This is a genomic window from Lysinibacillus sp. FSL L8-0312 (assembly GCF_038003285.1).
GTDB lineage: Bacteria > Bacillota > Bacilli > Bacillales_A > Planococcaceae > Lysinibacillus > Lysinibacillus fusiformis_D.
The window spans coordinates 3,545,670-3,567,769 of sequence record NZ_JBBOOV010000001.1 but is presented as its reverse complement, the minus strand read 5'-3'; the positions used below and the strand labels follow the sequence as shown (position 1 = coordinate 3,567,769).

38 protein-coding genes and 2 pseudogenes are annotated in these 22,100 nt (G+C 35.4%); 11 read left to right on the top strand and 29 right to left on the bottom strand.

The genetic code is table 11. From position 1 onward, the window contains the following. Positions 1-19 precede the first annotated feature (19 nt). The 11 genes from MHI22_RS18030 to MHI22_RS17980 all read right to left on the bottom strand — a co-directional run bounded on the left by MHI22_RS18030 (position 20) and on the right by MHI22_RS17980 (position 4,506). A complete protein-coding gene (locus MHI22_RS18030; protein ID WP_340812463.1) occupies positions 20-403 on the bottom strand; it encodes an organic solvent tolerance protein OstA in 384 nt (127 codons plus the stop codon). Positions 404-418: 15 nt separating this feature from the next. Continuing rightward, positions 419-901: a siphovirus Gp157 family protein gene (locus MHI22_RS18025; protein WP_340812462.1), complete on the bottom strand. Its 483-nt coding sequence runs from the start codon at positions 899-901 to the stop codon at positions 419-421. Between the two features lie 2 nt (positions 902-903). Further along, positions 904-1,806 (bottom strand): hypothetical protein, encoded by a 903-nt coding sequence (locus tag MHI22_RS18020; RefSeq protein ID WP_340812461.1) that lies wholly within the window; start codon positions 1,804-1,806, stop codon positions 904-906. Then, complete coding sequence (locus MHI22_RS18015) at positions 1,803-1,982, bottom strand: hypothetical protein (protein WP_340812460.1); 180 nt, start codon at positions 1,980-1,982, stop codon at positions 1,803-1,805. The genes MHI22_RS18020 and MHI22_RS18015 overlap by 4 nt, the downstream gene beginning before the upstream one ends. Before the next feature lie 8 nt (positions 1,983-1,990). After that, a complete protein-coding gene (locus tag MHI22_RS18010; protein WP_340812459.1) occupies positions 1,991-2,260 on the bottom strand; it encodes an AbrB/MazE/SpoVT family DNA-binding domain-containing protein in 270 nt (89 codons plus the stop codon). Then, the gene (locus MHI22_RS18005; RefSeq protein ID WP_340812458.1) at positions 2,257-2,505 is read right to left on the bottom strand and encodes an IDEAL domain-containing protein; all 249 of its coding nucleotides are present in this window, start codon (positions 2,503-2,505) and stop codon (positions 2,257-2,259) included. The genes MHI22_RS18010 and MHI22_RS18005 overlap by 4 nt, the downstream gene beginning before the upstream one ends. 131 nt (positions 2,506-2,636) lie before the next feature. After that, a complete protein-coding gene (locus MHI22_RS18000) occupies positions 2,637-2,900 on the bottom strand; it encodes a hypothetical protein (RefSeq protein WP_340812457.1) in 264 nt (87 codons plus the stop codon). Positions 2,901-3,000: 100 nt separating this feature from the next. Continuing rightward, the gene (locus MHI22_RS17995) at positions 3,001-3,165 is read right to left on the bottom strand and encodes a hypothetical protein (protein WP_340812456.1); all 165 of its coding nucleotides are present in this window, start codon (positions 3,163-3,165) and stop codon (positions 3,001-3,003) included. Between the two features lie 92 nt (positions 3,166-3,257). Next, the gene (locus MHI22_RS17990; protein ID WP_445668856.1) at positions 3,258-3,428 is read right to left on the bottom strand and encodes a helix-turn-helix domain-containing protein; all 171 of its coding nucleotides are present in this window, start codon (positions 3,426-3,428) and stop codon (positions 3,258-3,260) included. A 20-nt stretch (positions 3,429-3,448) separates the two neighbouring features. After that, positions 3,449-4,237, bottom strand: a complete 789-nt coding sequence (locus tag MHI22_RS17985; protein ID WP_340812722.1) for a phage antirepressor KilAC domain-containing protein — start codon at positions 4,235-4,237, stop codon at positions 3,449-3,451. Positions 4,238-4,260: 23 nt separating this feature from the next. Beyond that, entirely contained in the window at positions 4,261-4,506 is a 246-nt protein-coding gene (locus tag MHI22_RS17980) for a helix-turn-helix transcriptional regulator (RefSeq protein WP_340809717.1), read from the bottom strand. A gap of 203 nt (positions 4,507-4,709) precedes the next feature. On the opposite strand from MHI22_RS17980, the gene MHI22_RS17975 reads away from it, so the two are divergent. The 3 genes from MHI22_RS17975 to MHI22_RS17965 all read left to right on the top strand — a co-directional run bounded on the left by MHI22_RS17975 (position 4,710) and on the right by MHI22_RS17965 (position 6,903). Next, on the top strand, positions 4,710-5,168 hold the full coding sequence (locus MHI22_RS17975) for a helix-turn-helix domain-containing protein (protein ID WP_340809716.1): 459 nt from the start codon (positions 4,710-4,712) through the stop codon (positions 5,166-5,168). Positions 5,169-5,179: 11 nt separating this feature from the next. Further along, positions 5,180-5,635 carry an ImmA/IrrE family metallo-endopeptidase gene (locus MHI22_RS17970; RefSeq protein WP_340812454.1) on the top strand — a complete coding sequence of 152 codons (456 nt, stop codon included), beginning with the start codon at positions 5,180-5,182 and terminating at the stop codon, positions 5,633-5,635. Between the two features lie 77 nt (positions 5,636-5,712). Further along, the gene (locus tag MHI22_RS17965) at positions 5,713-6,903 is read left to right on the top strand and encodes a tyrosine-type recombinase/integrase (RefSeq protein ID WP_340812453.1); all 1,191 of its coding nucleotides are present in this window, start codon (positions 5,713-5,715) and stop codon (positions 6,901-6,903) included. A gap of 351 nt (positions 6,904-7,254) precedes the next feature. On the opposite strand, the gene MHI22_RS17960 is transcribed toward MHI22_RS17965, so the two are convergent. The 3 genes from MHI22_RS17960 to MHI22_RS17950 are packed head-to-tail and all read right to left on the bottom strand — an operon-like array spanning position 7,255 to position 8,331. Beyond that, complete coding sequence (locus MHI22_RS17960; protein WP_155273174.1) at positions 7,255-7,422, bottom strand: hypothetical protein; 168 nt, start codon at positions 7,420-7,422, stop codon at positions 7,255-7,257. A gap of 27 nt (positions 7,423-7,449) precedes the next feature. Continuing rightward, entirely contained in the window at positions 7,450-8,025 is a 576-nt protein-coding gene (locus MHI22_RS17955) for a helix-turn-helix domain-containing protein (RefSeq protein ID WP_230593748.1), read from the bottom strand. Between the two features lie 9 nt (positions 8,026-8,034). Then, entirely contained in the window at positions 8,035-8,331 is a 297-nt protein-coding gene (locus tag MHI22_RS17950) for a helix-turn-helix domain-containing protein (RefSeq protein ID WP_230593749.1), read from the bottom strand. A gap of 144 nt (positions 8,332-8,475) precedes the next feature. On the opposite strand from MHI22_RS17950, the gene MHI22_RS17945 reads away from it, so the two are divergent. Next, positions 8,476-8,700, top strand: a complete 225-nt coding sequence (locus MHI22_RS17945; RefSeq protein WP_089933142.1) for a hypothetical protein — start codon at positions 8,476-8,478, stop codon at positions 8,698-8,700. A 334-nt stretch (positions 8,701-9,034) separates the two neighbouring features. Here the strand turns inward: MHI22_RS17945 and MHI22_RS17940 are convergent, their stop codons facing one another. The 4 genes from MHI22_RS17940 to MHI22_RS17925 all read right to left on the bottom strand — a co-directional run bounded on the left by MHI22_RS17940 (position 9,035) and on the right by MHI22_RS17925 (position 11,192). Next, positions 9,035-9,853, bottom strand: a complete 819-nt coding sequence (locus MHI22_RS17940) for a hypothetical protein (protein WP_036117894.1) — start codon at positions 9,851-9,853, stop codon at positions 9,035-9,037. 411 nt (positions 9,854-10,264) lie between these two features. Beyond that, positions 10,265-10,420 (bottom strand): hypothetical protein, encoded by a 156-nt coding sequence (locus MHI22_RS17935; protein ID WP_170829845.1) that lies wholly within the window; start codon positions 10,418-10,420, stop codon positions 10,265-10,267. Between the two features lie 156 nt (positions 10,421-10,576). Then, complete coding sequence (locus tag MHI22_RS17930) at positions 10,577-10,903, bottom strand: peptidoglycan recognition protein family protein (protein ID WP_051891571.1); 327 nt, start codon at positions 10,901-10,903, stop codon at positions 10,577-10,579. Positions 10,904-11,027: 124 nt separating this feature from the next. Next, positions 11,028-11,192, bottom strand: coding sequence for a phage holin family protein (locus MHI22_RS17925; protein ID WP_155273175.1), 165 nt, complete (start codon positions 11,190-11,192; stop codon positions 11,028-11,030). 311 nt (positions 11,193-11,503) lie between these two features. On the opposite strand from MHI22_RS17925, the gene MHI22_RS17920 reads away from it, so the two are divergent. Then, on the top strand, positions 11,504-11,962 hold the full coding sequence (locus MHI22_RS17920) for a hypothetical protein (RefSeq protein ID WP_058843969.1): 459 nt from the start codon (positions 11,504-11,506) through the stop codon (positions 11,960-11,962). 39 nt (positions 11,963-12,001) lie between these two features. On the opposite strand, the gene ytxJ is transcribed toward MHI22_RS17920, so the two are convergent. The 5 genes from ytxJ to MHI22_RS17895 all read right to left on the bottom strand — a co-directional run bounded on the left by ytxJ (position 12,002) and on the right by MHI22_RS17895 (position 15,261). After that, a complete protein-coding gene (gene ytxJ, locus MHI22_RS17915) occupies positions 12,002-12,340 on the bottom strand; it encodes a bacillithiol system redox-active protein YtxJ (protein ID WP_036117923.1) in 339 nt (112 codons plus the stop codon). A gap of 100 nt (positions 12,341-12,440) precedes the next feature. After that, on the bottom strand, positions 12,441-12,854 hold the full coding sequence (locus tag MHI22_RS17910) for a VOC family protein (RefSeq protein ID WP_340812452.1): 414 nt from the start codon (positions 12,852-12,854) through the stop codon (positions 12,441-12,443). A 72-nt stretch (positions 12,855-12,926) separates the two neighbouring features. After that, entirely contained in the window at positions 12,927-13,562 is a 636-nt protein-coding gene (locus tag MHI22_RS17905) for a 3-oxoacid CoA-transferase subunit B (RefSeq protein ID WP_036117929.1), read from the bottom strand. Continuing rightward, positions 13,562-14,269 (bottom strand): CoA transferase subunit A, encoded by a 708-nt coding sequence (locus MHI22_RS17900; RefSeq protein WP_058843972.1) that lies wholly within the window; start codon positions 14,267-14,269, stop codon positions 13,562-13,564. The genes MHI22_RS17905 and MHI22_RS17900 overlap by 1 nt, the downstream gene beginning before the upstream one ends. An 83-nt stretch (positions 14,270-14,352) precedes the next feature. Then, the gene (locus tag MHI22_RS17895; RefSeq protein WP_058843973.1) at positions 14,353-15,261 is read right to left on the bottom strand and encodes a LysR family transcriptional regulator; all 909 of its coding nucleotides are present in this window, start codon (positions 15,259-15,261) and stop codon (positions 14,353-14,355) included. A gap of 214 nt (positions 15,262-15,475) precedes the next feature. On the opposite strand from MHI22_RS17895, the gene MHI22_RS17890 reads away from it, so the two are divergent. The 3 genes and pseudogenes from MHI22_RS17890 (at position 15,476) to MHI22_RS17885 (ending at position 16,034) form a co-directional block, all read left to right on the top strand. Beyond that, entirely contained in the window at positions 15,476-15,604 is a 129-nt protein-coding gene (locus tag MHI22_RS17890; RefSeq protein ID WP_141905188.1) for a helix-turn-helix domain-containing protein, read from the top strand. A 93-nt stretch (positions 15,605-15,697) separates the two neighbouring features. Then, a pseudogene (locus tag MHI22_RS23450) lies at positions 15,698-15,892 on the top strand (IS3 family transposase); the annotation flags it as partial. Further along, positions 15,879-16,034, top strand: a complete 156-nt coding sequence (locus MHI22_RS17885) for a transposase (protein ID WP_340812451.1) — start codon at positions 15,879-15,881, stop codon at positions 16,032-16,034. The pseudogene MHI22_RS23450 and the gene MHI22_RS17885, both read left to right, overlap by 14 nt. A gap of 112 nt (positions 16,035-16,146) precedes the next feature. Here the strand turns inward: MHI22_RS17885 and MHI22_RS17880 are convergent, their stop codons facing one another. From MHI22_RS17880 to MHI22_RS17870, 3 genes are read right to left on the bottom strand one after another with little or no spacing between them, the layout of a single operon-like run. Next, a complete protein-coding gene (locus MHI22_RS17880; RefSeq protein ID WP_340812450.1) occupies positions 16,147-16,764 on the bottom strand; it encodes an NDxxF motif lipoprotein in 618 nt (205 codons plus the stop codon). Then, positions 16,761-17,327 carry an HAAS signaling domain-containing protein gene (locus MHI22_RS17875; protein WP_141905191.1) on the bottom strand — a complete coding sequence of 189 codons (567 nt, stop codon included), beginning with the start codon at positions 17,325-17,327 and terminating at the stop codon, positions 16,761-16,763. The genes MHI22_RS17880 and MHI22_RS17875 overlap by 4 nt, the downstream gene beginning before the upstream one ends. Beyond that, complete coding sequence (locus tag MHI22_RS17870) at positions 17,320-17,643, bottom strand: PadR family transcriptional regulator (protein ID WP_340812449.1); 324 nt, start codon at positions 17,641-17,643, stop codon at positions 17,320-17,322. Before MHI22_RS17870 ends, MHI22_RS17875 begins: the two co-directional genes overlap by 8 nt. Before the next feature lie 172 nt (positions 17,644-17,815). Here MHI22_RS17870 and MHI22_RS17865 point away from each other — a divergent pair. After that, positions 17,816-18,112: pseudogene (locus tag MHI22_RS17865) on the top strand (hypothetical protein); the annotation flags it as partial. On the opposite strand, the gene MHI22_RS17860 reads toward MHI22_RS17865, so the two are convergent. After that, positions 18,084-18,722 carry a LysE family translocator gene (locus tag MHI22_RS17860; RefSeq protein WP_340812448.1) on the bottom strand — a complete coding sequence of 213 codons (639 nt, stop codon included), beginning with the start codon at positions 18,720-18,722 and terminating at the stop codon, positions 18,084-18,086. The pseudogene MHI22_RS17865 and the gene MHI22_RS17860 sit on opposite strands and share 29 nt — an antisense overlap. Positions 18,723-18,950: 228 nt before the next feature. On the opposite strand from MHI22_RS17860, the gene MHI22_RS17855 reads away from it, so the two are divergent. Both MHI22_RS17855 and MHI22_RS17850 read left to right on the top strand, forming a co-directional pair. Then, complete coding sequence (locus MHI22_RS17855; RefSeq protein WP_036117940.1) at positions 18,951-19,373, top strand: SRPBCC family protein; 423 nt, start codon at positions 18,951-18,953, stop codon at positions 19,371-19,373. Next, entirely contained in the window at positions 19,373-19,693 is a 321-nt protein-coding gene (locus MHI22_RS17850) for an ArsR/SmtB family transcription factor (protein ID WP_036117943.1), read from the top strand. The genes MHI22_RS17855 and MHI22_RS17850 overlap by 1 nt, the downstream gene beginning before the upstream one ends. A gap of 40 nt (positions 19,694-19,733) precedes the next feature. Here the strand turns inward: MHI22_RS17850 and MHI22_RS17845 are convergent, their stop codons facing one another. Both MHI22_RS17845 and MHI22_RS17840 read right to left on the bottom strand, forming a co-directional pair. Continuing rightward, the gene (locus MHI22_RS17845) at positions 19,734-20,513 is read right to left on the bottom strand and encodes a YqhG family protein (RefSeq protein WP_036117946.1); all 780 of its coding nucleotides are present in this window, start codon (positions 20,511-20,513) and stop codon (positions 19,734-19,736) included. A gap of 17 nt (positions 20,514-20,530) precedes the next feature. After that, a complete protein-coding gene (locus MHI22_RS17840; RefSeq protein WP_058843977.1) occupies positions 20,531-22,045 on the bottom strand; it encodes a DEAD/DEAH box helicase in 1,515 nt (504 codons plus the stop codon). Positions 22,046-22,100: the final 55 nt, after the last annotated feature.

Below are 22,100 nucleotides of genomic sequence, written 5' to 3'. Positions count from 1 at the left end.
CTTCCACACTCCTTTACTATTAAAATGGCACTTTTTCATCAGAGACTTCATCTTTCGCCTCTACATCTGCGAATGGATCTTCGAATTCTGGCAAGTCATTGTCAGCATTTCCCATTGTTACACTGCCATCTGTTTCAACTTGATATGGAAGACCTTCATGAACTTCATCCATATTCATTTGGCCATCTGGTGCCTCATCCTTTGGCTTGCCTTCCATGACCTCTTTTGGAGTGCCATATTGGTACGTTAAATCAACAAGGAAATACTGGCCGTACTTGTTGTACTTTTCGCTGATTTTATTCATAATAAGGGCTTCATTTTCTTTAGCAGCTATTACAATTTCCTCAGCCTCTTCGCGTGTATCAGCATAATGTTGTTCTTTTTGATTGAGTAATTTTTTCAAGTGGGTTTCCTCCTATTATTTCATTCGTAAGCTTTCTGTTTGCCGCAATTCAGCGCCTTTAACTTTCTTACCGGCCTTTAATAACTCAGCAATTGCATCTTTATCAATCTTTGAAACACGTTCCGTTTTGATATACTTTTTCGGAATTACACTTTCATCTAGGATATAAACAGAAGCTTTATTGCCTTGAATCCAAAACTTAAATTTCGGCGTACTTACTTCTCGTTTTTCTGTAGCTAACATTGAAAATTCAATTGCTTTTTTCATTCGTGTAATACCGTTTTCCAATACTTTTTTACGATCTTGTAGACGTTTAATTTCTGCATCAATTCCATTTACATCAGATTCAACGTTTTTCATAATCGAAGCGTAACCTTCAAGTTTATCTTCAAGCGCTAAATCAAGAGATTCAAGCGTATCTTCTAACCCTTCTGCACCACTTTCGATTAGTTGTTGAATAGCAAGGAAATCGTCTGTTAAGTCGTAAATACTTGCCATTATTAACCCTCCTCGTAATTAGCGTTATTGTCGTTGATGATTTTTGGTTTCCAGTCATCACCAAATAAGTCGTAACCCTCTTCATCATGAAACCATAGTGTATCGTCCTCAATATAAGAAATTTCAAAATTACCACCTCTGTCTTGACCTGCGAGTTCAGATGTATAGGTAATGATTTGTCCTGATACAAATTCTGTTGGCTGCACCGCCTGTTCAAACTCGGCTACATCTAAATCTAATGCTCGTCCTAGTGCAATGGCTTTTCCAATGTGTTCGTTGAATACGTCATTTGGTGCACATTTAGTGATTCCTTTACGATGTACTTTACTATTTTTAATTAATTTGATTAAAGCTACTACCGAACGTTTTTCTTCATTAACAATAAATTCAACTTTATGGGTAATAGAAAATGCTCCATTTTCGCTTACTAACCACACAGAAGGATCAAATCCTTGAGTATTTTTATAGTTACGTCTCAATCCTTCTTTTAAAAACTTCTTCGCCTTCTCAACAATTACAGCGCGTTGTTGATTTGGTGTTAGTGGTTTAGGCTTAATTAATTCGTAAACATCTACTGTTTCGGGTGTACGTCCAACGTTATACAAAGCCACAATTTTAGATGTTTCTTTGTTAAGCACTAGATCTCTACCAAAACATGAAACTTTATACGGCTTTCCTTTTTCAACTAAAAACGATGTCATAGCAGAAGAAATAACAACATCACCTTCACGTGCTACACGATCAACCTTGCGATATTGCTGCCCTTCAAATTCGATGATGTCCTCCACAGTATTAGTTGTGGAAGGCTCAATTGATTTCTTGCCACGTAATTCATGTACAATTAGCTTTAATTCAGCTACTTCATTTTCTAAAGTTGTGATACGCTCATTTTTCGTCTTTGTCATTTTTCACCCTCCTGTGGTACACTACCAGTGTCATATAATTTTTTACGCTCGCCATTGGTTGCACCCTTTGACGAGTTTTTTTGTGCCTCAATTTGGGCATTCTGTGCACCCTCGATGTCTTGCCAGTATTCCGATTCACGGTCGTATACATCAGCGTGTGTGTGGCCTATACGCATGGAATCACCTACTTTAACTCAATTTCAGCGATTAATTTCTTAGCTTCTTCGGGCCTTAAAATAAGCTTGCCACCTAGTAGAACAAGATTGTCATCTGATACTTCACCAGTAACAGCGCATGCCATATTAGGCTTGTACTTCTTTAAAATTACCTTGTCACCATCAGTGAAAATTTCTACAGCATCCTTTATCCCGATGCCTAATGTAGTACGTAATTCTTTTGGAATTACTAAACGTCCCAACTCATCTACCTTACGAACCATGCCTGTTGATTTCATTTGATTTCCTCCTTATGATTTTGATTTGTTAACTGTATAAACAATTCACGATTTCCTGTAGCAAGGGCATTATCAATTAAATGTTGAAGATTGGTCTGTTCAATTTCATTCACTAACTCAATCGTTTTTGGATTTAAAACAATGCCGTCTTCCTCCACTAATACCCCCTCCTTAATTGCAACCGTATATGCTGCTTTCATAAAAGCATTAAAGAAGTCGTTAAACACTTTTTCATCACCTTTCAATTCAGTTCAGAACGTTTATGAGCCAACACTTTAAGCAATATGGATACAAAACATCTTCCATTGGTTTTCCATCAATACTGTGGATATCTAATTTATTCAATTGATTAATGACATGTTGGCGTTTTAGTTGTTTAAGAATAGTTGTCACTTGTTTCTGCTATTCCTGACAAATCAACATCTTCTCGCATGTAGTCACCTCGTTTAATGATGTTTACAGCTTCTTGTAGCCCTTCCGCCAAAGTACCAACATTGTCATAACGCTCTTTAATTTCCGTAGGAAATGGCTTATCTGACTGAATGTAATCGTGTGCTAAATCATTTGAAATCTCTTCGTATTCAGCAATTCGTTTTTGAATTGAATTAACTATGCCCTCCACAATCAACTCTGCTTTCATACTCCCAACCTCCAAATAGTTTGATAGTTTTACTTCTTACGAATTGCAACAGCCTTAGCCATTGCTTTAGCGATTAGTACGACTGGGACAGGACTAATTTTCATTGAACTTTCCTCTCCAATTCGTTATCTTGAAATTGCTCAATCTTCGAAACAATATGGTGCCATTGTTGTATTTCAGTAGCATTCAGGATACGTGTTAACTCACTGTCCCGAATCATAATTTTGCTGTTGCTTCGTGTGATGATCTTGTTTCCATTGGACATTTAATTCACCACCTAGCGTTTTTTCACTCGCTTATTCAACTCAGCCTGCTTATCCTCATCCGACATTGCTAGCCATTGTTTCGGTGTTGTTTTCAGTTGGATTCACCACCTTCGGTATTAGTGATTAACCAATGCTCAATTGTAGGCCTGTGAAATAAGATTCTTCCTCTCACTTTTGTGTGAGGAATTTCCTTTTCGCGTGCCATTGTATAAATGGTTGTCTTACTAACACCCAATTCACTTGCGACCTCTTCTACTGACATCGTGAGCTTATTCAAATCAATCACTCCAATCGCAATGTTAGTTGTCCTTCATGTAAAAATTTATTAATGAAGAACATTAATCCCTTACCTGTGACAACAACTTGTCTACTTACCTTCAACTCGCCCTCAGAATCAAAATACTGTTGAGCATGTATTTTCATCAAACCTTGATTCAGCGATTTTTGAGTAGGCATGTTATATTCCCGACCTTGACGACTCACTAGGTATCCTTGTCCGCGTAACCATTTGAATAATCGATCACGACCAATATTTACTCCGTTTTGTCGCATGTACTTTGCAGCACCTTCAATTAGAAGCCCTTCATCACTAGTAGTGATTGCATTTGCTAGTACAATTTTTTCACGGTCATTTTCTATTTGCTGTTTGAGTTGTTCATTTTCTTCCACATAACCAGCTAAATGTTGCAATGCTTCTTTATAATTTGCTGGTAATCCAAACTGTTTAATAAGCTGTTCTTTTGTCAGTGTAGAGGACAAACGGTAATATTCATCAACAAGTAATTCATAAGCTTCCCATGCCTTGTCGGTATTTAATGACTTAGCATGGAGCCAAGCACCTTTCTCGGTCCAAAGGTAGAGTTTATTTAGGTTTTGTGCGAAACCGAAATTTTCGTTTTTGCTCTTAAACTTCCTCAAATCCTCACCTTGCAATAAAATGAAGTGTTTACCTTCTTCGTAGCGCCCCTTATTGTTATTGAAATTATCAACAATTTTGCGGTCTGTAGCTTCGTATTTTTCAGCAAGTTGCACTGTTGTTAAAACTCGTTTTCCCCGAAGTTCTATAACCACTAAATCCAAATGGTTTCCTCCTCTCATAAACAAACTACTTGTTGTTCACTTTCATCTTCGGACTCAACTTCATCCTCTTTTTCAAAAAGGTATTCAAGACTACATTGAGGAAAAAAGTGTTTTTTAATCATTAAAGCCTCATCGTAATAAAAACGATATTTACCATTGACCTTGTCATTTACTGTTGCATAACGAACATTTAAGAACTCTGAAATATCAACCATTGTGATACCCTCCCTAGCCATTTCTGCTCTTAAATTTTTATACATTTTTGCATCACCTCACTCACTTCGAACGCAATTGCGTCCTTCGTTATTTACGAATATAAACGTAATTGCGTTCGTTGTCAACTGATTTCCGAAGAAAAAGAACGCAAAATCGTTTTTATTCTATTTACATACGAAATTGCGTATAGTATTATATACAAAAGAACGAAATTTCGTATAAACTGTTAATAAAAGGAGTTTTTAAATTGGAAAAGGCGAAAATTATTGAACGCTTAATAGAGGAAGCTGGATACAGTAAAAAAGCATTTGCTGAAATGATTGGTATTCCACCAACAACATTAAGATCAATGTTAGCTAGAGGAATAGGAAATGCCTCAGTGGATAATGTCCTTAAAGTATGTAAAGGATTAGGGATTACTACAGACGAACTTGAACGGATGGCTAGCGGAGAAATTAGTGTTGAAAAGCCTTTTAATCCAGAGCTAACAGAAAAAGATGAAAAATCCATTCAAGAAGAATTACAAAGAATGCTTGAAGGATTATCTAAAAATGGACATGCAGCATTTGATGGAAGAACCCTTGATGAACTAAGTGAGGAAGAATTAGAAGACAGAGAATTATTAATTTCAAGTCTGGAGAATTCATTAAGATTAGCTAAACGCTTAGCTAAACAGAAATTCACCCCTAAAAAGTATCGCAAATAGGAGTGTTGCTTGTGTCGTCAATTAAGTCAACAGTTAACGAGTTAGTAAAAAAATATGGTACGAATGATCCTTTCAAACTTGCCAAATACATAGGAATACTCATTGTATTTGAACCTTTGGGTAACACACTAGGCTATTACAATAAAAATTTTAGAATACCTATTATTCATATCAATCAAGATGCAGATAGAGAATCACAGTTTTTTATAGTTGCACATGAATTAGGGCATGCGATTCAACACCCAGACACAAACACTTCTTTTTTAAAAAAGCATACTCTTTTTTCTACAGATAAATTAGAAATAGAAGCTAATACATTCGCTGTTGAATTGTTATTGCCTGATGAATTATTTGTAGAAAAGAATGACTCATGTTTTACCATCTTTGATGCCATTAAAGAAAAGGGAGTTCCAGAGGAACTTTTATCTTTAAAGAGCATAGATGGTAAAATTTTTACTAAAAAATAGAACAAATATTCTTAAATTGAAAGGGGTGAGTTATATGTAATATTAAAGAGTTGTGAAAATAAAAGGAGGAAACTAAAGTGGCAAATATCGAAAAACGCGGAGAAAATTCATATCGTTTCACTGTATATTTACCTAAAGATGCAAAAGGGAAATATCCAAAAAAACGTAAATCAATAACTATTGAAGATAAAATGTCTCCAAAACAACTTAAGGAATATTTGGATCGTGAATATTTAAAATTTAAAGATGAAGTACTCTCTGGAAATTATGTTCAAACAGAAAGAATACTTTTCAAAGATTTTGCAGGACAATGGGAAAAAGATTTTGCTTCTACTTTGGCATTGACGACATATGGAAACCATCAACGTAAATTAGAATTGCATATAAATCCTGTTATTGGTCATATGCGTATGGATCAAATTAATCAATTTCACTTAATGACTGTTTTAAGAGAAATGAAACGTTTTGATGGTAAAGATGTTCCAGTTACTTATCATAGTAAACAAGATGTCTATAGAACACTCAAGAGTATATTTAAGTATGCCGTTAAATGGGGGGTATTATCTACAAACCCTATGGATGGTGTTGAAAAACCTCGTCCTAGTGATACAGATGATGTGGATAAAGAAATGCAAATTTATGAAGAAGATGAAATAGAAACGCTAATGCGTATGTTACAAAGCGAATCTGAGTTATGGAGAATGATGTTCACGTTAGCCTTAGCTGCTGGATTGCGCAAAGGTGAACTGTTAGGTTTAGAATGGAAGGATGTAGATTTTGATAATCAGCAAATATACATTCACCAATCAATCGTTTTGACTAAACAAGGTCCACATATTAAATCTACTAAAACGAAAAAATCAAAACGTTATGTAACATTACCTGAGTCTGTAATGGAAGAATTAAAAGCATATCGTATACATTGGGCTAAAGAGAAATTAAAAAAAGGTGATAAATGGATTGAACAAGATAGAGAATGGTTATTTCATTCGTTTGATGGGACACACTTATATCCAACTAGCCCTTCAAAACATTGGCACAAGTTTATTAATGAACGGAAATTCAAATACATTCGGCTTCACGATTTACGTCACACTTCTGCATCACTACTAATTGCACAAGGTGTTCACGCTAAACTTATTAGTGAACGTTTGGGACACTCTGATATATCAGTAACGATGAATACTTATGGCCATGCTTTTAAATCTGCTGATCGTGCTGCAGCTGATAAACTAGATGGCTTCTTTAAAGTGAAAAAACAATCTTAACCCCTAGGGGTCATATTGGGGTTAAATTGGGGTTAAAATTGTTTATAAATAATTGTAATCAATGATACTGGATGATAAAAACATTTACAAAACCTTTGAATAACGATATTTATTGTAATTATTTATAAATAAATTACCCTCAACAACTCATTTGAGGAGTGGTGGTTTAAAACTTTCTATAATAACTACGGCATACGCGGCTTTTTAGTTTGATCTTACAGCCACATGGCTTTGAAGCGACTCACCCTACTTAATTGGAGGGTGAGTTTTTTATTATCAAAATGGGCATTGTTGCAAAACTGTTGCAAAAATTAATAATAATTAACGATAATACTTAACACATATTAGTAATTACCTACACACAATATGCCCCACCTTACATGGGACAACCACAGTCTTTTTATCAATAGGTTTACTAACAATTGTGGATGCCTTTTTGAATTTCATTTCCTCATATTGGTCCTCTAAATCAAAAATCGATAATTGCCCTTGTTGCTCCATATATTCAAAATGCGTCATTTTCTATTTCCCCTTTCACCATTCAAGTCAGTTTTCTAAGTTTGGTCTACTGCATATTTCCGAACGATTAGCACGCTCATTCAGCCAATTATAGAAAGGTACTGGACGTTCTCTATTAGCTGTTTCTTCAATAGATGATGATTTCCTAAGCTTCACACTTGAACGCTCCACAGCCTTGTTATACGCTCCTGCAAATACGGCTCTCAATGTGCTTGTAACTGTCAGAACACCTTCTTTAATATCCATGACAATTTTAAATAGCACGTTCTTAACTTTTATAAAGTCAGGTGCATTTTGAACCTGAGTAGCTAATACTACTTTGTGCAATTCGTCTTTCAAGTTATCAGCTAATGGCAAACTATTCATGAAATCGAATAGCATCACCTGGTACTCGTTCATGTATTCCTTATGAGCTTCTTTTTCAGCGTGTGCATTATTATATATATTTTGTAAAGTGCTTGTTTTAAAAGATAAATGATTAAAATATTTAGATGATTGGTTTTCAGATAGTTGCGCTTCAACCTTACTCTCACAGGGTTTTTCAGCATTTCCACGTTGGGGCATTGTAAGGCAAAATAATGTAGATGCTTGCTCCTTGTCCACCTTTGCTTTTTACAGTCGTTTCTTTTTAACAATCCCTAAAGATTCCAGTTTTGATATAGCTCGATAAACTGTCTTTGTGCTGATCTCCATTGCTGCAGCAATTGTGGCAGCTTTCAAATGACAAGCTCCTGGATTCTCTAAAGCATGACTAGCGAGTTTGAAAACGATGACACGTTCTGACTCAGTTAAATCGTAATAATGAGCAGCCTTATGATTCTCTACAGCTGAATCCATATCTGCTATTGAATCAAATGTTTTGTAAGTTGCTAAGTATTCAAATGCCCTCGTTTTCACCTCGCTTTCCAATTCCGAACTTTCTAGGATCCATTGAATGAATATTGTTCGTTTTTACTTAAATGCTTTACGTAAATTATCACGTATCTCTTTTACTTCTAAATCTGTAAGCAAACTATGATACCTAATAGTCCACTTCAATCGATTTTGATACTTATGAGTATCGGTAATTGCACTATTGTTCAATTTAACAAATTAGAAAATGGCATGACAAAAGATCAAGTATTTGAAATCCTTGGTGGTGAAGGTGCCGTTATTTCTGAATCTGGAGATGTAGTTATGTACAGCTATAATGGTAAGTCTTTAGGTGCAAATGCTTCTCTTATGTTCCAAGGCAGTAAATTAATGAACAAGACTCAAATGGTATTGGAATATATGTAAATTTAAAAACAAAAAAGGGAGTACCCCTAACATTTAATAGACGTTAATTCGTTTATTTGTTAGGGCGTGCTCTCTTTTTTTGTTTTTTAAAGGAGGTGGATTATAATGTTAACTGGTATTTGGTTTAGTGTTTTATTCATATTTTGGTTTGGGCAATTTTTATCTTTAGTAATATATTGTGTTAATACTTTCATAAGAGGTAACATCAAAATAAACTGTATTAGCATTGGATACGTAATAAGTACATCATTTATTTTCACTTACATCTAAAAAAGACCAGGTACTCAATTGAGCGCCTGGTCTTTTTCGTAAGATAAATTTCAATTAATTTTAATTAATAACTAAAGCTAGCAGCATAACTTCTTATATCGACATTTGATTGATTAGGTGTAATACTTACTCCAATAGGAAGTACTGAGATACCTATTGTACCTGTAAATTTCTTATGACCATATTCGAACTTAACTGTTGCTTTACCTGAAGATGAAGACTTAATATAGAATGTTTGAGCAATAGTGCCTTCATGTGTTTGGAATTTATTTAAAGTTCCACTAAGATCAAACGAACCTGCTACTCCTAAAGATGGGTCCCACGTTGATGGTGTAGTACTACTTGACATTAACGTAGTTCCTCCTGTTGAAGTATTGTATAAAGAATATGTTGAGTTAAAACCTTGAAGTTTTCCTGATTGAGCTGGTATATAAACACCAAGACTTGATGGGAAACCAATAGCTATTTTATCTGTCAAAGCAAAAATCGGTTTATTTAACCATCTGAAGTTTGCGTGTGCATAAAATGCATTGTAACCCGAAACAGTACTATTATTCAGCTTTAACACATTACCTTTAAAACTCATATCTGCACTCGGAATATCACCAAAAGTTGTAACTTCTGATGGATCGCTTGTTACTTCATCAAAACTATAAATCTCTTCAAAACTTGTTAATATTTCAGCTTCACTATCAACTAAGAACTTTAGTTCTTCATATGGCATATTCTCAACTTCTACCTTACTAAAATTCAAGCCATATAAATAATCCTTTTCAGCATCCGTTAAAGATGATTCACCTTCTGCAGCTTCAACTTGATGATTGAATCCCAAAGTTAGTGCAAAAATGACACCTAAAAACATTAAAATACTATTTTTCTTCATTTCCATGCCTCCCTATTTTTTACAATTTTAATTATATACATATTTTATCATTTTTGGATAAATATTTTAAATTTGAATAAAAAGTACTAGTTTTTTCAGAAGTATATTAGTTTATTATAATAATACATAGATAGGGAGGTTTAGATAATGGAGGCATTCTTTTCTTTCAGCTGCTTTTTTCTTATGCCAGTATATGGGTTTTTATTTTGTTTCTATTTTATAAAATTAATAAAGAAATTAATAAAGGGACAGAATGATACAAATGTCGAAGCAAGTGTTATGACAATAATGTTTATTTTAATTATATGGAGTATCAGCTATACCGTAGCTATAGGAAATTAATTAATAGTTTTTTTATGAGGGCACTTGATGTAGTTTTTATTTTTCAGTGCCCCTCTTTTCTCTTATTTACTATTCCGCTGTAATTTTTATTCCTTCAAAATCGCCACCTGTCAACGTACCAGTATCAAATTTGTCTAGGTGTGACTTATCAATAAGCTTTTTATCTACTGCTTTTTTGAGGTAATCCCGGACTGCAGTTTTAGTTGTCTCATTTGTGAATTTCATTGTGTCATAATCCTTTTCAGTTGGTTAATCGGATTCTTTTGGTTTCATTGATTCTTCAATTCTTTTCAAGAAACTACCCCAACGATCTTCCGCTAGTATACGGTGAGGGCAATATTTGCCATTCCAGTCCTGGTGTTTCTTCACTCGTTCAATGCTCTAATCGTATTGCTTTAAAAGCTTTGCAATGTATTGAACAGCGTTTTCCTCCGCAACTCCATAACGTACACCACCACTTTTGCTGTAACAAATTTCGATGCTAATAGAAAGACGGTTGCCTTTCTTTAAAGCGTTAGGATCACTACTGCCTCCGCCATCTCCACAATGCCAAGTGTTACGGTTGAAAGGAATTGCTTGAATAACCTCTTTATCATCTAGAGCAACGTGATATGATACATAATTGTTATTTCCAATCATGTACGAAATTTTATTAGTAGCTGGTCCATCATTGGCTGTACTATGTACTGTAATAAATTGTGGTGCCATGATGAAAGGTGCCTTTAGTGAATACTTGTTTGAAGGTAAAAGAGTTTGTTTGAAATAAGTAACTCATTTAACCTCATCCTCTCCTGTTTTATCCTTCACGATTGCCAAAATGTTTTTGATAAAGTCAGGCATTGGCTGCCTCATCCCCTGCGTACTCAATGCTAGGAATCACAACGGGCAATAAGTAAATTGACCCGACCAGCATTAAATAATAAATCTTTCGTATGATTCCGTTAAAGCCTGTATGACTGTTTAAGTTTTGATTAACGACCCGAGCGAAGCGACTCATCGGGCTTCCCCTGGAAAGGACGCTGGCGGAACGGAAATCAACCTCTCGCCTTGCCAAAGGGTCTTTTTCTATTATTAACATCATCTTTTTTTATTTGTGGAGTTAAAGTTCTTTGCTTTTTTAATATACTTTCCACTTTACAAATTTCATTATAGAAAACGCCATAACCTTTTACATAATATGGAACGTTTCTTCTTTATATAATACGACTAGTTCCCCTCCTAATTTAAAAAGTCTGTACAACCTTTCCATAGCCTGTATAATTCCCTCCCATTTTGCGCATATATGGAGTAACAAGGGAGGTTAGGATATTGAAAAAAATAATTTATTTACTTGTATTCACTTCACTACTTTTAGCAGCCTGTGGAAAAAGTGCGGATCCAAAGGAAGTAGCCGTCGATCAAAACACGACCGTTGAAGATATAGTAGGTGCGATTGTGAAAAATGAATTCTCTGTAGAGGAATCTAAAGATGGTGTTGTCACAATTTCCATTCAGGATACAGATGTGACAGAGGGATCAAAAAGTCAAATGTTGAAGGATTCCACTAAAATTTTTGCTGAATTATCCAAGCTAAAAAGTGTGAAGACACCTGCTATTACTTGGTATGCTCCACTCACTGAGCCTGATGGTGATAAAACAATGACAGAGGTCTTGAATATTTATTTTAGTGAAGAGGATTATCATAAAATAGACTGGGCAAATTATCTACAGGTGGATATAGAATCTAGCGCTACGAACTTTCACGAAGATGAGGCTTTAGAGGATTAACCATTAAGATACCCCACAACCTATTGTGAGGTATCTTTTTTAAGTTGTTGTTTTTACATACTGCTTTATAGCCTCTACTAAAAGAGGTTGTTTTATCTTGTCATGCGTTGCTTGCCAAATTCCCTTCCCATCCTGCAATATTAATAGCTGTGGTGATTCATGCTTCACCTGAAGATCACCTGCAATAGCATTAGAAACCACTCTATCCATTTGGACAATCACAAGATACTTCGGCAATTTTGTTATGAGTGCTTTATATTCCTTTATAGCTGCAATACTGCTCATACATGTCATGCTAATTTTTAATACAAGACATGGCATGTGCTTTGATTGCTCTAACACCTCGCTCCAATTATCCAATGTCTTTATTCGTTGCATAGCATAACCTCCTTTATAAATCATTATATACCACAATGGGTATTTATCATCATAAAAAAACACGAGACTATATGTATAGCTCGTGCTTTGGATTCTTTAGTTAGATGCCCGCTGTATTCATTAATACAAGACGCCAGCCGTCTGGGTCTTCAATAGTTATCCCTTGCTCTGCCCAATAAGGATTTTCAGGCTCCACTTCGGGATATCCCATAAGTTCGAGACGTTCGGTAATATGACGAATGGTTTCACTATTTGGAATATAAAGTACTAAAAGGTTGTCCCTAGTTGGTGCTGGACAAGGACTTCCATCAACATGCGCTGTAAATTCTAGGTGATAGCCTACATTCGGGAGACCAATCATAATTCCATCATAGCCACGGTGTGCCGTAAAAGAGCCTATTTTCTTTAAGCCGACTCCTTCACAGTAAAAACGCTCTATTTCTTGTAATTGATCTGTTGGTCTTGCTATTCTAACCTGTGCAACTGCTAATTCATTTGTCCATTGTTGTTCCATCGTTATGCCTCCCTTTTTAAACTATTGTAGAATGAGACAATAATGCTGGAAACAGTCCTAGGTCTGAAGTTATTATGCTAAAGCAACGCTAAACGAAGCAGCAGTCTTCTCTTTTACTTCCTCTAAAGTAACACCTTCTGCTAACTCTATTAGTTGCATGCCATCTTTAGTAAAATCAAAAACAGCTAAGTCTGTAATTAAGCGATGTACTACTCCTTTACCTGTTAAGGGGAGCTCACATTGCTTTTTAATTTTAGATTCACCGTTTTTATTTACATGCTCCATTACGACGATCACTCTTTTAGCTCCTACAACAAGGTCCATAGCGCCACCCATTCCCTTTACCATTTTCCCTGGAATCATCCAGTTCGCAAGGTCTCCTGTTTCAGATACCTCCATGCCACCTAAAATGGCAAGGTCAATATGACCGCCTCGAATCATTGCAAATGATTCTGCACTGTCAAAGAAGGATGCTCCTGGAACTGCAGTAACCGTTTCCTTCCCCGCATTAATTAAATCAGGGTCAACGGCTTCCTCTACTGGGTAAGGTCCAATACCGAGAAGGCCATTTTCAGATTGTAACAGCACGTCATAATCGGCTGGGATCACATTGGCAACAAGTGTTGGGATGCCTATACCTAGATTAACATTCATCCCATTTGCTATTTCCTTTACTGCTCTGTTAACCATTTTTTGTCTTGTATCCATTACGCTTCCCCCTTTTTCACCGTTAAACGCTCGATACGCTTCTCATAATTTTCACCTACTAATACACGTTGTACAAAAACACCTGGTGTGTGAATGTGATCTGGATCTAGCTCGCCCACTTCCACAATTTCTTCAACCTCAGCAATCGTAATTTTCCCTGCCATAGCAGCCAATGGATTAAAATTACGTGATGTTTTTCTGTAGACTAAATTTCCTTGCTTATCTGCTTTCCATGCTTTGACAAGAGCAAAATCAGCCACAATGCCTTCTTCCAGAATAAATTCCTTCCCATCAAAAACCTTTACTTCTTTTCCTTCCGCAATTGGCGTTCCAACACCTGTCGCAGTATAAAATCCTGGAATTCCTGCGCCACCTGCACGTAGTCGCTCCGCAAGTGTTCCCTGGGGCGATAATTCCACTTCTAGCTCGCCACTTAAAAATTGTTGTTCAAAAATTTTATTTTCTCCTACATAGGAAGCCACCATTTTTTTAATCTGTTTATTCGCTAAGAGTAGACCTAAACCCCAATCATCTACACCGCAGTTATTACTGACAACCGTTAAATCCTTTGTGCCCTGCTGTACTAACGCTGCAATCGATTTTTCTGGTATACCACAGAGCCCAAAGCCTCCTACAGCTAATGTGTCTCCATCTCTAATATCCGCAACAGCTTCCTCAAACGAACTCCATACTTTCCCATTCCCCATCTCGAAACCCCCTATAATTGCTCGCTTATTAAGAAAAATTCTACATCATTGCTATTTTACAAGTAAAGGAATTAAATCGAATACTATTTATTCCTTATTGGAATAAATCCATTTTCAGTATTTCTACCAATCGTTTTGAGTAACTGCTTTAATGCATAAGATTGATACGTGTTTTTCTTCGTAATAATCCCTAAACGCCATGGCATATGAAATTGATGTAATGGGATTGTTCTCACATTGGCATTTGTTTGCTTCGCGGCAATCGAGAAGGGTAATAGTGTAACGCCCAGATTGGAGGATACTAATTCCAAAATCAAATCCCATTGTGAACTTTTATAGCCGACTATCGGTGTAAAGCCTACGCTTTTACATGATTTAATAATATAGTCATGGAGCGTGAACTCCTCTGCAAAGATAATAAACGTTTCGTTTTTTAAATCCTTCAAAGCTATAGAATCCTCTTTTGCCAATGGATGGGATTCATTCATAAATACAAAAAATTGATCCTCTACAAATGGCTGAACGAAAAATTTCCTTTCATCTGCTGGTAATACAACAATGCCCATATCAACATCGCCATTTTCAACTAGCATTTCTACCATTTTAGCGCCTCGTTCGACAAGCTCTAAATGCACCTCTGGGTATAGTTGATGAAATTTCCTGGCGATGTCAGGAAAAAATAATGTGCCAATTAGAGGTGGAATCCCTAATTTGATAGCGCCTGTTTTAATATTCAATAAATCATCCAATAAAATATGCAACTCTTGAACACCGTGCAATATTTTTTGTCCCTGTTGAAAGACAATACTCCCTGCGTCTGTTAGCTCTACTTTGCGAGTAGACCTGTTCAACAATTCAACTTGTAATGTTTCTTCTAATTTCTTGATACTTTTGCTTAGTGATGGCTGAGATACAAAGGACACATTTGCAGCCTTTGTAAAACTTCCCTGTTCAACAACAGCCATAAATGCTTTTAAATCCCGTAATTCCATAAACATCTTCCTCATTTATTCATATTTATTATGAAATGATATGTAGAATTCCTTTTAGTAATAAATTCTCCTCTAATTCATTTAATCCTCTGCTGGATAAAGGAACAATAAAAAAAGCCCAACATTTGGTGCTGCACCCCAAAAGCTTGATATGCTCTCCAATAAGTAGACAGTTTAAAAAATAAAATCTGTTTGCCTATTGGGGAGATTATTTATGCGAAACTATAGCTTTTCAAAAGAAGAAAAATTAGAGATTCTAAATTTTTATGAAAATAGCCAATTCACTCTTAATGAGGTGGCTGAATTGTATAAAGTTGATTCTAGAACGATCAAAGATTGGTAAAATAATTACTTCTTTTTTGGATATAACGGACCTACCGAGGCTTTTTGGGGTATGCTCAAATGCGAAAAATACTAGTTAAATAAATATGATACATATGAAGCGCTAAAAGAAGCGATGTTAGGATACATTTTGTTTTATAATTCAGAGCGCTATCAAGAAAAATTAAATGGCTTGAGCCCCTTGGAATTCAAGGGTTCAAGCCGCATAAAGCATTTTTATTTTTTCCCCTGTCTACTTGACAGGGAGCAATTCAAACTTTTTGGGGTGTTTTTCTATGACAAAATATAGTGATGAATTTAAATTGAAAATTGTTCAAGAATATTTAAATGGGTACCTGAGATACTTATTATTAGCACAAAAATATGGTATTCCATCGCCTATTAAACAGTGGGTAAAGGCTTACAACGAAAAATTGGTTAATGATGAATAACACTTTATGAAACAAACAGGTGCTTCTTATCAAAAAACAGCGATTCCCTACTACATATTCATAAAATTTAAATCAACCCGAAGCACGTCAATTGTATTGTTTTGGCATACTTTTACTTTATGTTATGTTTCCGTCCAAATGCTTTAGTATCAATATTTTTCTTATCAAGAAATTCTTCTATTTTTTTCTGTTCCCTTCCATTCACCACATCACTTTTGTTAATGATTGATTCAATGTTTATTTTTGTAAATACTCCTTTATTTACGTCCTCTGTAAAATTACTAAGGATTTCATCTAGTTCATAAAAAATCTCATTGTAAGCTGTAATGTACTGGCTAATTCTTTCAGCCTCTTTTTGATAACCTTCAGGTAATGTATTATTTAAGATATACTTAGAAAAATTCTCATCATTTTCTTTTGTAAGATTAGTAATTTTGGCCAACTTCTCTAATTCATTTTTGTTTAATTCCTTTTCTTCATCCATCATCTCTTGAAATGGATAACTAGCCTTATCTAATTCTTCATGGCTATCTAGGTATGTTTTGATGCTTACTTTTATTTCTTCTTCGTCAATTACACTATTTTCTTTTTCAGAAGTAAAAATTTTACTAGGAATCTCTACGTTCTGCGTATGAAGAACTTCATCTTCTGTCGTGTCAATATTTTCTTCCTGCGAACATGCGCTTAATATAAAAAGAATGAAGCAGCTAAAAAGGATTCTTCTCATCATAATCTCTTCTCCCTTGCAATTGACATATTCCATTTCAAGTATTTAATAAATAGTCTAACGAAAGATTTCCCTATATAATATCCTAGGACTGCTAAAATAGAACCGATAATAAGCCCTTTTATGGATTCAAAAATTTCTCCTGTTCCAATGGTGCTAAATCCATTAACAAAGCCCATTATAATTAAAATCAGTGGAGATAGGATCATAATCGGTACTCCAATGATGTAAGCTAATATAAATGGTGTAAGAATTAGCAGTACAAACAGACTCATTAGGATAATAATACAATTAATTACACTTAATCCCATAATCGATATCAATGCCGTATACATACTTTTAATGCTTTTATTCTCTTCGGCCATATAAATGGCATTAACAGCATTTAATTCTTTAGCTAACTGTTTAGGTGAGCCAAGGGCTTCTACAATCTGACTTTCTGTTTTTCCTTCCTCTACACCAATCGTAAAATATTCCTCATAATCTTGTAAGATTTCCTCTATTTCGTTTTTTGGGAGCTTCCGTAAGTACTTTTCCAAGATTGATAAAAATTGTTTTTTACTCATTGGAGATTCCCTCCTTTATTAATTGATTAACTCCCTCAGAAAATTCCTTCCACTCGCCCACTAAATCATGTAAATATTTACGACCTTTATCTGTAAGCCTATAATATTTTCTTGAAGGACCTTCACTGGATTCTTGTAAATAGGTTGTAAAATATTCTTCTTTTGTTAACCTTCTTAATAACGGATAAACAGAACCCTCCGATATTTCAATTTGGTCAGAAATTTTCTGGACGAGTTCATATCCATATCGATCCTTCTTATCTAGCAGTACAAGCACGCATAGTTCTAGAACGCCCTTTTTAAATTGCACGTTCAATGTATACTCACCTCGTCTCTTCAATGTTTATATACTTTAATATATAGTACCTTTTAATAAACAGTACCTATATAAAAAATAAAGTAGATAATTATATTATAACAACTAGTACTGCTTATTGCAAGGTACCATATATAACTAATATCCTTTAAAAGTGTTATACCGCAAATGATATCCTCAGCTCTATTCAAGAATAGGATTTGCCCACGAATTTGAGAAACTAAGTAAAGATGAAACTCACCATATTGTAGAGTATAAATGGAATTAATTAGGACTATCTATAAAGCTTGAGGACTTTTCTGAGTATGAAGTAATAACGAGCATAATAAAGATTACTGGGGAGAACTTTAGGCTCATCCAGAGACTATTCACTCAAATTGAAAGAATACTTAATGTGAACTGCTCCCTGTCAAGTAGACAGGGAGCAGTTCATCACTACCTTAGTGGGCTTTTTCTAATGCCAGTTTAATACCGAATCCAATTAATACAGCACCCGTTACGCCTTCAATTATTGCCTTCGTCGATGGTTTTTTCATAAAGGCGCTAATTCGATCTAATAGATACACATAGAAGACAAACCATAACATTGTTAATGCTGTATAAATAAGACCCATTATTAAAAATGGAAAAAATGTCCCGCTCGTACCGTCTACAAATTGAGGTAGAAACGTTAGGAAAAATACAGCGACCTTTGGATTTGTCACATTTGTAAGAAACCCTTGTTTAAAGCAGGACTGCTGCGAATATTTGTGATCCATATTTGCATCGTCCTGCACTACAGGTGATTGTGTGCGAATTGTCCGTAGTGTCCATAATGTTTTGATACCTAAATAACATAAATAAACTGCACCAATGTACTTTAAAGCAGCAAATACATAGGCAGATTTCACAATAATAGCAGAAAGACCAATTACAGCAGCACATGTGTGAATTAATAAACCACAACAAGATCCTAAGATCGTCTGTAATCCTCCCTTTCTACTTACAGTCAAGGTATTCTTAGTTGCAATCGCTGTATCAGGACCAGGTAAAATAATGAGCAAAATGCACATAATTAAGAACACGGATATGTTAACCATAGTACATCTCCTTTCTATGTCAGAAAATTATAAATAATTTTAACATAAGCGATGACCTACTGAAAGATAGAAAATAATATCATCTTTTTCCATTGACATATAACCATAAGGTGTTATATATTCATAACACCTTATGGTTATATGTCACTCAACTCTGCAAACGCTTTTGGTTTGAGCAGGCTCGTACCAACAGTGTCATTTCATCAAACAATAAAGGAGTAACTATACATGACTGAAAAATTACAGGATATTGTCAAAACGATTACTTTGAATGCCCCTATTGAAAAAGTGTGGGAGACAGTCGCAACCGCTGAAAAAATTGCTTCATGGTTTATGCCAAATGATTTTCAACCAATCGAAGGACATGAATTCACTATTCAATCACCGTTTGGTCCTTCACCCTGTAAAGTAGAACGTGTCGAAGCACCATATTATTTACGTTTTGCCTGGGATCAAGATGGCTGGTTCGTCACTTTTGAGCTAAAAGAGGTTGGCGATCAAACAGAATTTACGTTAACGCATGGTGGCTGGAAGGAAGCTTCTCATATTATTCCTAAAGCGAATACTGCTGCTGAAGCTATTCGGACAAAAATGGATGACGGCTGGACAATACTTATTCAGCATAAATTAAAAGAGATTGCCGAATCCTAATGACTCAATCAGCCGTAAAATATGATGTTTTTCAAGCCATTGCTGATCCCACAAGAAGGAATATTTTACAGTTACTTGCCGCAAGTGATAGACCTATTTCCAATATTTCTGAGCACTTTGCTATTAGTCGAACTGCTGTCGTAAAGCATTTAAAAATATTAGAGCAGGCTGAGCTCATTTCTGCTGAAAAAAAGGGTCGAGAAAAAATCTATACTTTGCATAGTGAGCGTTTGCAGGAAATTGAAGATTGGCTTCAGTACTTCCATTTATTTTGGGACAATAAATTGGTGCAGCTTCAAAGAATGGTTGAAGAGGATTAAAGCAAAAAAGGAGCTGTCTTTATACTGGACAGCTCCACATTTAAAAGAGATAAAATACCCCCCCATTAATGATTTCAATTTTAATTTTAGATTCGTATTGCTCCTCTAATGCTTTGCGTTCAATTTCATAGCATTCAGGTTTATCCTCCACATCCTCATAAAAATAATCTAAGACTCGTTGATCTCGTTGCCAACGTTTCTGTGCTTCAATTGCCCATGAATGATCATCTTGTTCAATGATGGCTTCAACTGCTGCATGTAGTCGTTCCAGTGCTCGAAGTGGCTTAATAATATATTGCACATGAAATACATTATCTGCGGGCTCCATGTCGAATTCTGAGGTACAAATCGTTTCATGAAAATCTTCCTTTACCACACCTGTCAATAAATTGATACCAAATGAATATAGCATTTCTTTTGTACGATCACAGCAATAAGAAACTTTAAAGTTAACACCTAACCAAGGTGTTAGGATGACTTGACCCATTGCACTATCCACCTTTTCAAACAGTTGAACATAGGCTCCTAATTCTTTTGTTGCTACAAATAGCTGATTTAAACGTGGTGAGCCGTAATGAATGGCCTCTCCAAATAAGTTACCAGCTATTGACGTTTGATTTGTTATGAAGGTTACTTGAGCTGGGTTTGGCTCACTATTAGTCGCTTCAATATACTGCCAATAAAATGGCCTATTCATAATCCTTTTATCAATATCCACCGTTAGTTGAACTGTTAAATAATGATCCTCTTCACCTAAAATAGCGCAGTCATTCTCGTTAAAAAATTCTTTTAAATAGTGATGGACTTGTTGCGGATACATGGTTGCCCCTCCTTACCTCATACAGATTCTTTAAAGTTTGTTAAAATCGCATCTAAATCGCCAACCACTTTCTCGAACACATCAATTTTTGTATGAAGTAACTCCAATATTTTTTCTTCAATGGTATTTTCAATCGCAAGATTATAAATATGGACGTCATGCTCCTGTCCCAAACGATGGACACGACCAATACGTTGCTCTAGCTTCATTGGATTCCATGGTAGATCATAGTTGATGACATGATGACAAAATTGAAGGTTGATTCCTTCGCCTCCTGCCTCAGTTGCGATGAGTACCTGTGCTCTCTCTTTAAAGAGATGCTTCATATAATCTCGTTTGCTTTTATTGAACTTCCCATTAAACAAGACACTCGTTATGCCATTAGTATGCAAATACCATTGTAAATAAACTTGAGTAGCCCGATACTCTGTAAAAATAATAACCTTGTCATCTGCTTGTTTTACGATTTCTAGCGTTTTCTCCGCCTTTGAATTTACTTCTAAGGCCATAAGCTTTGCTAAAATCGCTTCAAGTTCTTGTGGCTGCACATGATCATCTAGCATATTCGTTAGTGTTAATGCTGTTGCTTCCTTGCTACTACACATTTCCTTTTGTAAAGTAATTAATGAAAAGGAACCTGTATTTTCAAGCGCTCCAAGCAAATCGTAAACTTCCCTCTCAGCCTCCGTAAATGTAATTGGTACAATTTGAACACAGCGATTTGTCCATTCAATCCCTGTATCTTCTCGCCGATTTCTCACCATTACCTGATTGACCAATTCTTTTAAATAATCATCATGTTCTAAATGATGCTTACTAGCAGAGAAGGCTGACTGGAATGTATCGTAATTCCCTAAATGCCCTGGCTTTAATAAGGAAATTAAATAATACAGTTCGAACACATCGTTCTGAATAGGTGTGGCTGTTAATAATAAGCAAAACTTTTTCTTTAACCCTTGTACGAACTCATAAATTTGTGTTTTATTATTCTTTAATTTATGTGCCTCATCAATAATAATCATGTCGTAATCCTGCTCATAAATGCGCTCTTTATGGGGACTTTTTTTAGCCGTATCCATACTCATAATGAGGACATCGTAGCGCTCTATTGGACAATTTTTCTTATAGGCGATGGCCGGTATATGAAATTTTAAATTTAACTCTTCAATCCACTGATTAATGAGAGAAGCAGGTGCTAAAATTAATGCCCTTTTAACAAGGCCTCGAATAAGGTATTCCTTTAAAATTAAGCCCGCTTCAATCGTTTTACCAAGACCTACTTCATCGGCTAAAATCGCTTTTCCATTCATGCGCTCAATAACTGTTTCAGCCGCTTCTAACTGGTGTACTAATGGTTTTAAGTGCGGTAAATACTTAGTTGCTTGTAATCCCGTAAAATCAGGGATTAATTTCCTTTTCACAATATCATAGTTCATCTTATATAATGTCCAGCTCTGCCATTGTTCAAGATGATTTAATCGATTGCTAAAGCCTTCTTCCCACTCGGACGACCTTTCTATTTTCATGATCATCACCTCATGTTATTTTTTCTAGCTTAGGTTGTCCAAAAAAGGGAAAGATATGTTC

Coding starts and splice junctions, on each gene's coding strand:
- MHI22_RS18025 (WP_340812462.1), bottom strand. CDS start 901: ATGGCAAGTATTTACGACTTAACAGACGATTTCCTTGCTATTCAACAA.
- MHI22_RS18020 (WP_340812461.1), bottom strand. CDS start 1,806: ATGACAAAGACGAAAAATGAGCGTATCACAACTTTAGAAAATGAAGTA.
- MHI22_RS18015 (WP_340812460.1), bottom strand. CDS start 1,982: ATGCGTATAGGCCACACACACGCTGATGTATACGACCGTGAATCGGAA.
- MHI22_RS18010 (WP_340812459.1), bottom strand. CDS start 2,260: ATGAAATCAACAGGCATGGTTCGTAAGGTAGATGAGTTGGGACGTTTA.
- MHI22_RS18000 (WP_340812457.1), bottom strand. CDS start 2,900: ATGAAAGCAGAGTTGATTGTGGAGGGCATAGTTAATTCAATTCAAAAA.
- MHI22_RS17995 (WP_340812456.1), bottom strand. CDS start 3,165: ATGTCCAATGGAAACAAGATCATCACACGAAGCAACAGCAAAATTATG.
- MHI22_RS17990 (WP_445668856.1), bottom strand. CDS start 3,428: ATGTCAGTAGAAGAGGTCGCAAGTGAATTGGGTGTTAGTAAGACAACC.
- MHI22_RS17980 (WP_340809717.1), bottom strand. CDS start 4,506: ATGTATAAAAATTTAAGAGCAGAAATGGCTAGGGAGGGTATCACAATG.
- MHI22_RS17960 (WP_155273174.1), bottom strand. CDS start 7,422: ATGACGCATTTTGAATATATGGAGCAACAAGGGCAATTATCGATTTTT.
- MHI22_RS17945 (WP_089933142.1), top strand. CDS start 8,476: ATGAGTATCGGTAATTGCACTATTGTTCAATTTAACAAATTAGAAAAT.
- MHI22_RS17940 (WP_036117894.1), bottom strand. CDS start 9,853: ATGAAGAAAAATAGTATTTTAATGTTTTTAGGTGTCATTTTTGCACTA.
- MHI22_RS17935 (WP_170829845.1), bottom strand. CDS start 10,420: ATGAAATTCACAAATGAGACAACTAAAACTGCAGTCCGGGATTACCTC.
- MHI22_RS17930 (WP_051891571.1), bottom strand. CDS start 10,903: ATGGCACCACAATTTATTACAGTACATAGTACAGCCAATGATGGACCA.
- MHI22_RS17925 (WP_155273175.1), bottom strand. CDS start 11,192: ATGAGTCGCTTCGCTCGGGTCGTTAATCAAAACTTAAACAGTCATACA.
- ytxJ (WP_036117923.1), bottom strand. CDS start 12,340: ATGCAACGAATAAAGACATTGGATAATTGGAGCGAGGTGTTAGAGCAA.
- MHI22_RS17910 (WP_340812452.1), bottom strand. CDS start 12,854: ATGGAACAACAATGGACAAATGAATTAGCAGTTGCACAGGTTAGAATA.
- MHI22_RS17905 (WP_036117929.1), bottom strand. CDS start 13,562: ATGGATACAAGACAAAAAATGGTTAACAGAGCAGTAAAGGAAATAGCA.
- MHI22_RS17900 (WP_058843972.1), bottom strand. CDS start 14,269: ATGGGGAATGGGAAAGTATGGAGTTCGTTTGAGGAAGCTGTTGCGGAT.
- MHI22_RS17895 (WP_058843973.1), bottom strand. CDS start 15,261: ATGGAATTACGGGATTTAAAAGCATTTATGGCTGTTGTTGAACAGGGA.
- MHI22_RS17890 (WP_141905188.1), top strand. CDS start 15,476: ATGCGAAACTATAGCTTTTCAAAAGAAGAAAAATTAGAGATTCTAAAT.
- MHI22_RS17885 (WP_340812451.1), top strand. CDS start 15,879: ATGACAAAATATAGTGATGAATTTAAATTGAAAATTGTTCAAGAATAT.
- MHI22_RS17880 (WP_340812450.1), bottom strand. CDS start 16,764: ATGATGAGAAGAATCCTTTTTAGCTGCTTCATTCTTTTTATATTAAGC.
- MHI22_RS17875 (WP_141905191.1), bottom strand. CDS start 17,327: ATGAGTAAAAAACAATTTTTATCAATCTTGGAAAAGTACTTACGGAAG.
- MHI22_RS17860 (WP_340812448.1), bottom strand. CDS start 18,722: ATGGTTAACATATCCGTGTTCTTAATTATGTGCATTTTGCTCATTATT.
- MHI22_RS17855 (WP_036117940.1), top strand. CDS start 18,951: ATGACTGAAAAATTACAGGATATTGTCAAAACGATTACTTTGAATGCC.
- MHI22_RS17850 (WP_036117943.1), top strand. CDS start 19,373: ATGACTCAATCAGCCGTAAAATATGATGTTTTTCAAGCCATTGCTGAT.
- MHI22_RS17845 (WP_036117946.1), bottom strand. CDS start 20,513: ATGTATCCGCAACAAGTCCATCACTATTTAAAAGAATTTTTTAACGAG.
- MHI22_RS17840 (WP_058843977.1), bottom strand. CDS start 22,045: ATGATCATGAAAATAGAAAGGTCGTCCGAGTGGGAAGAAGGCTTTAGC.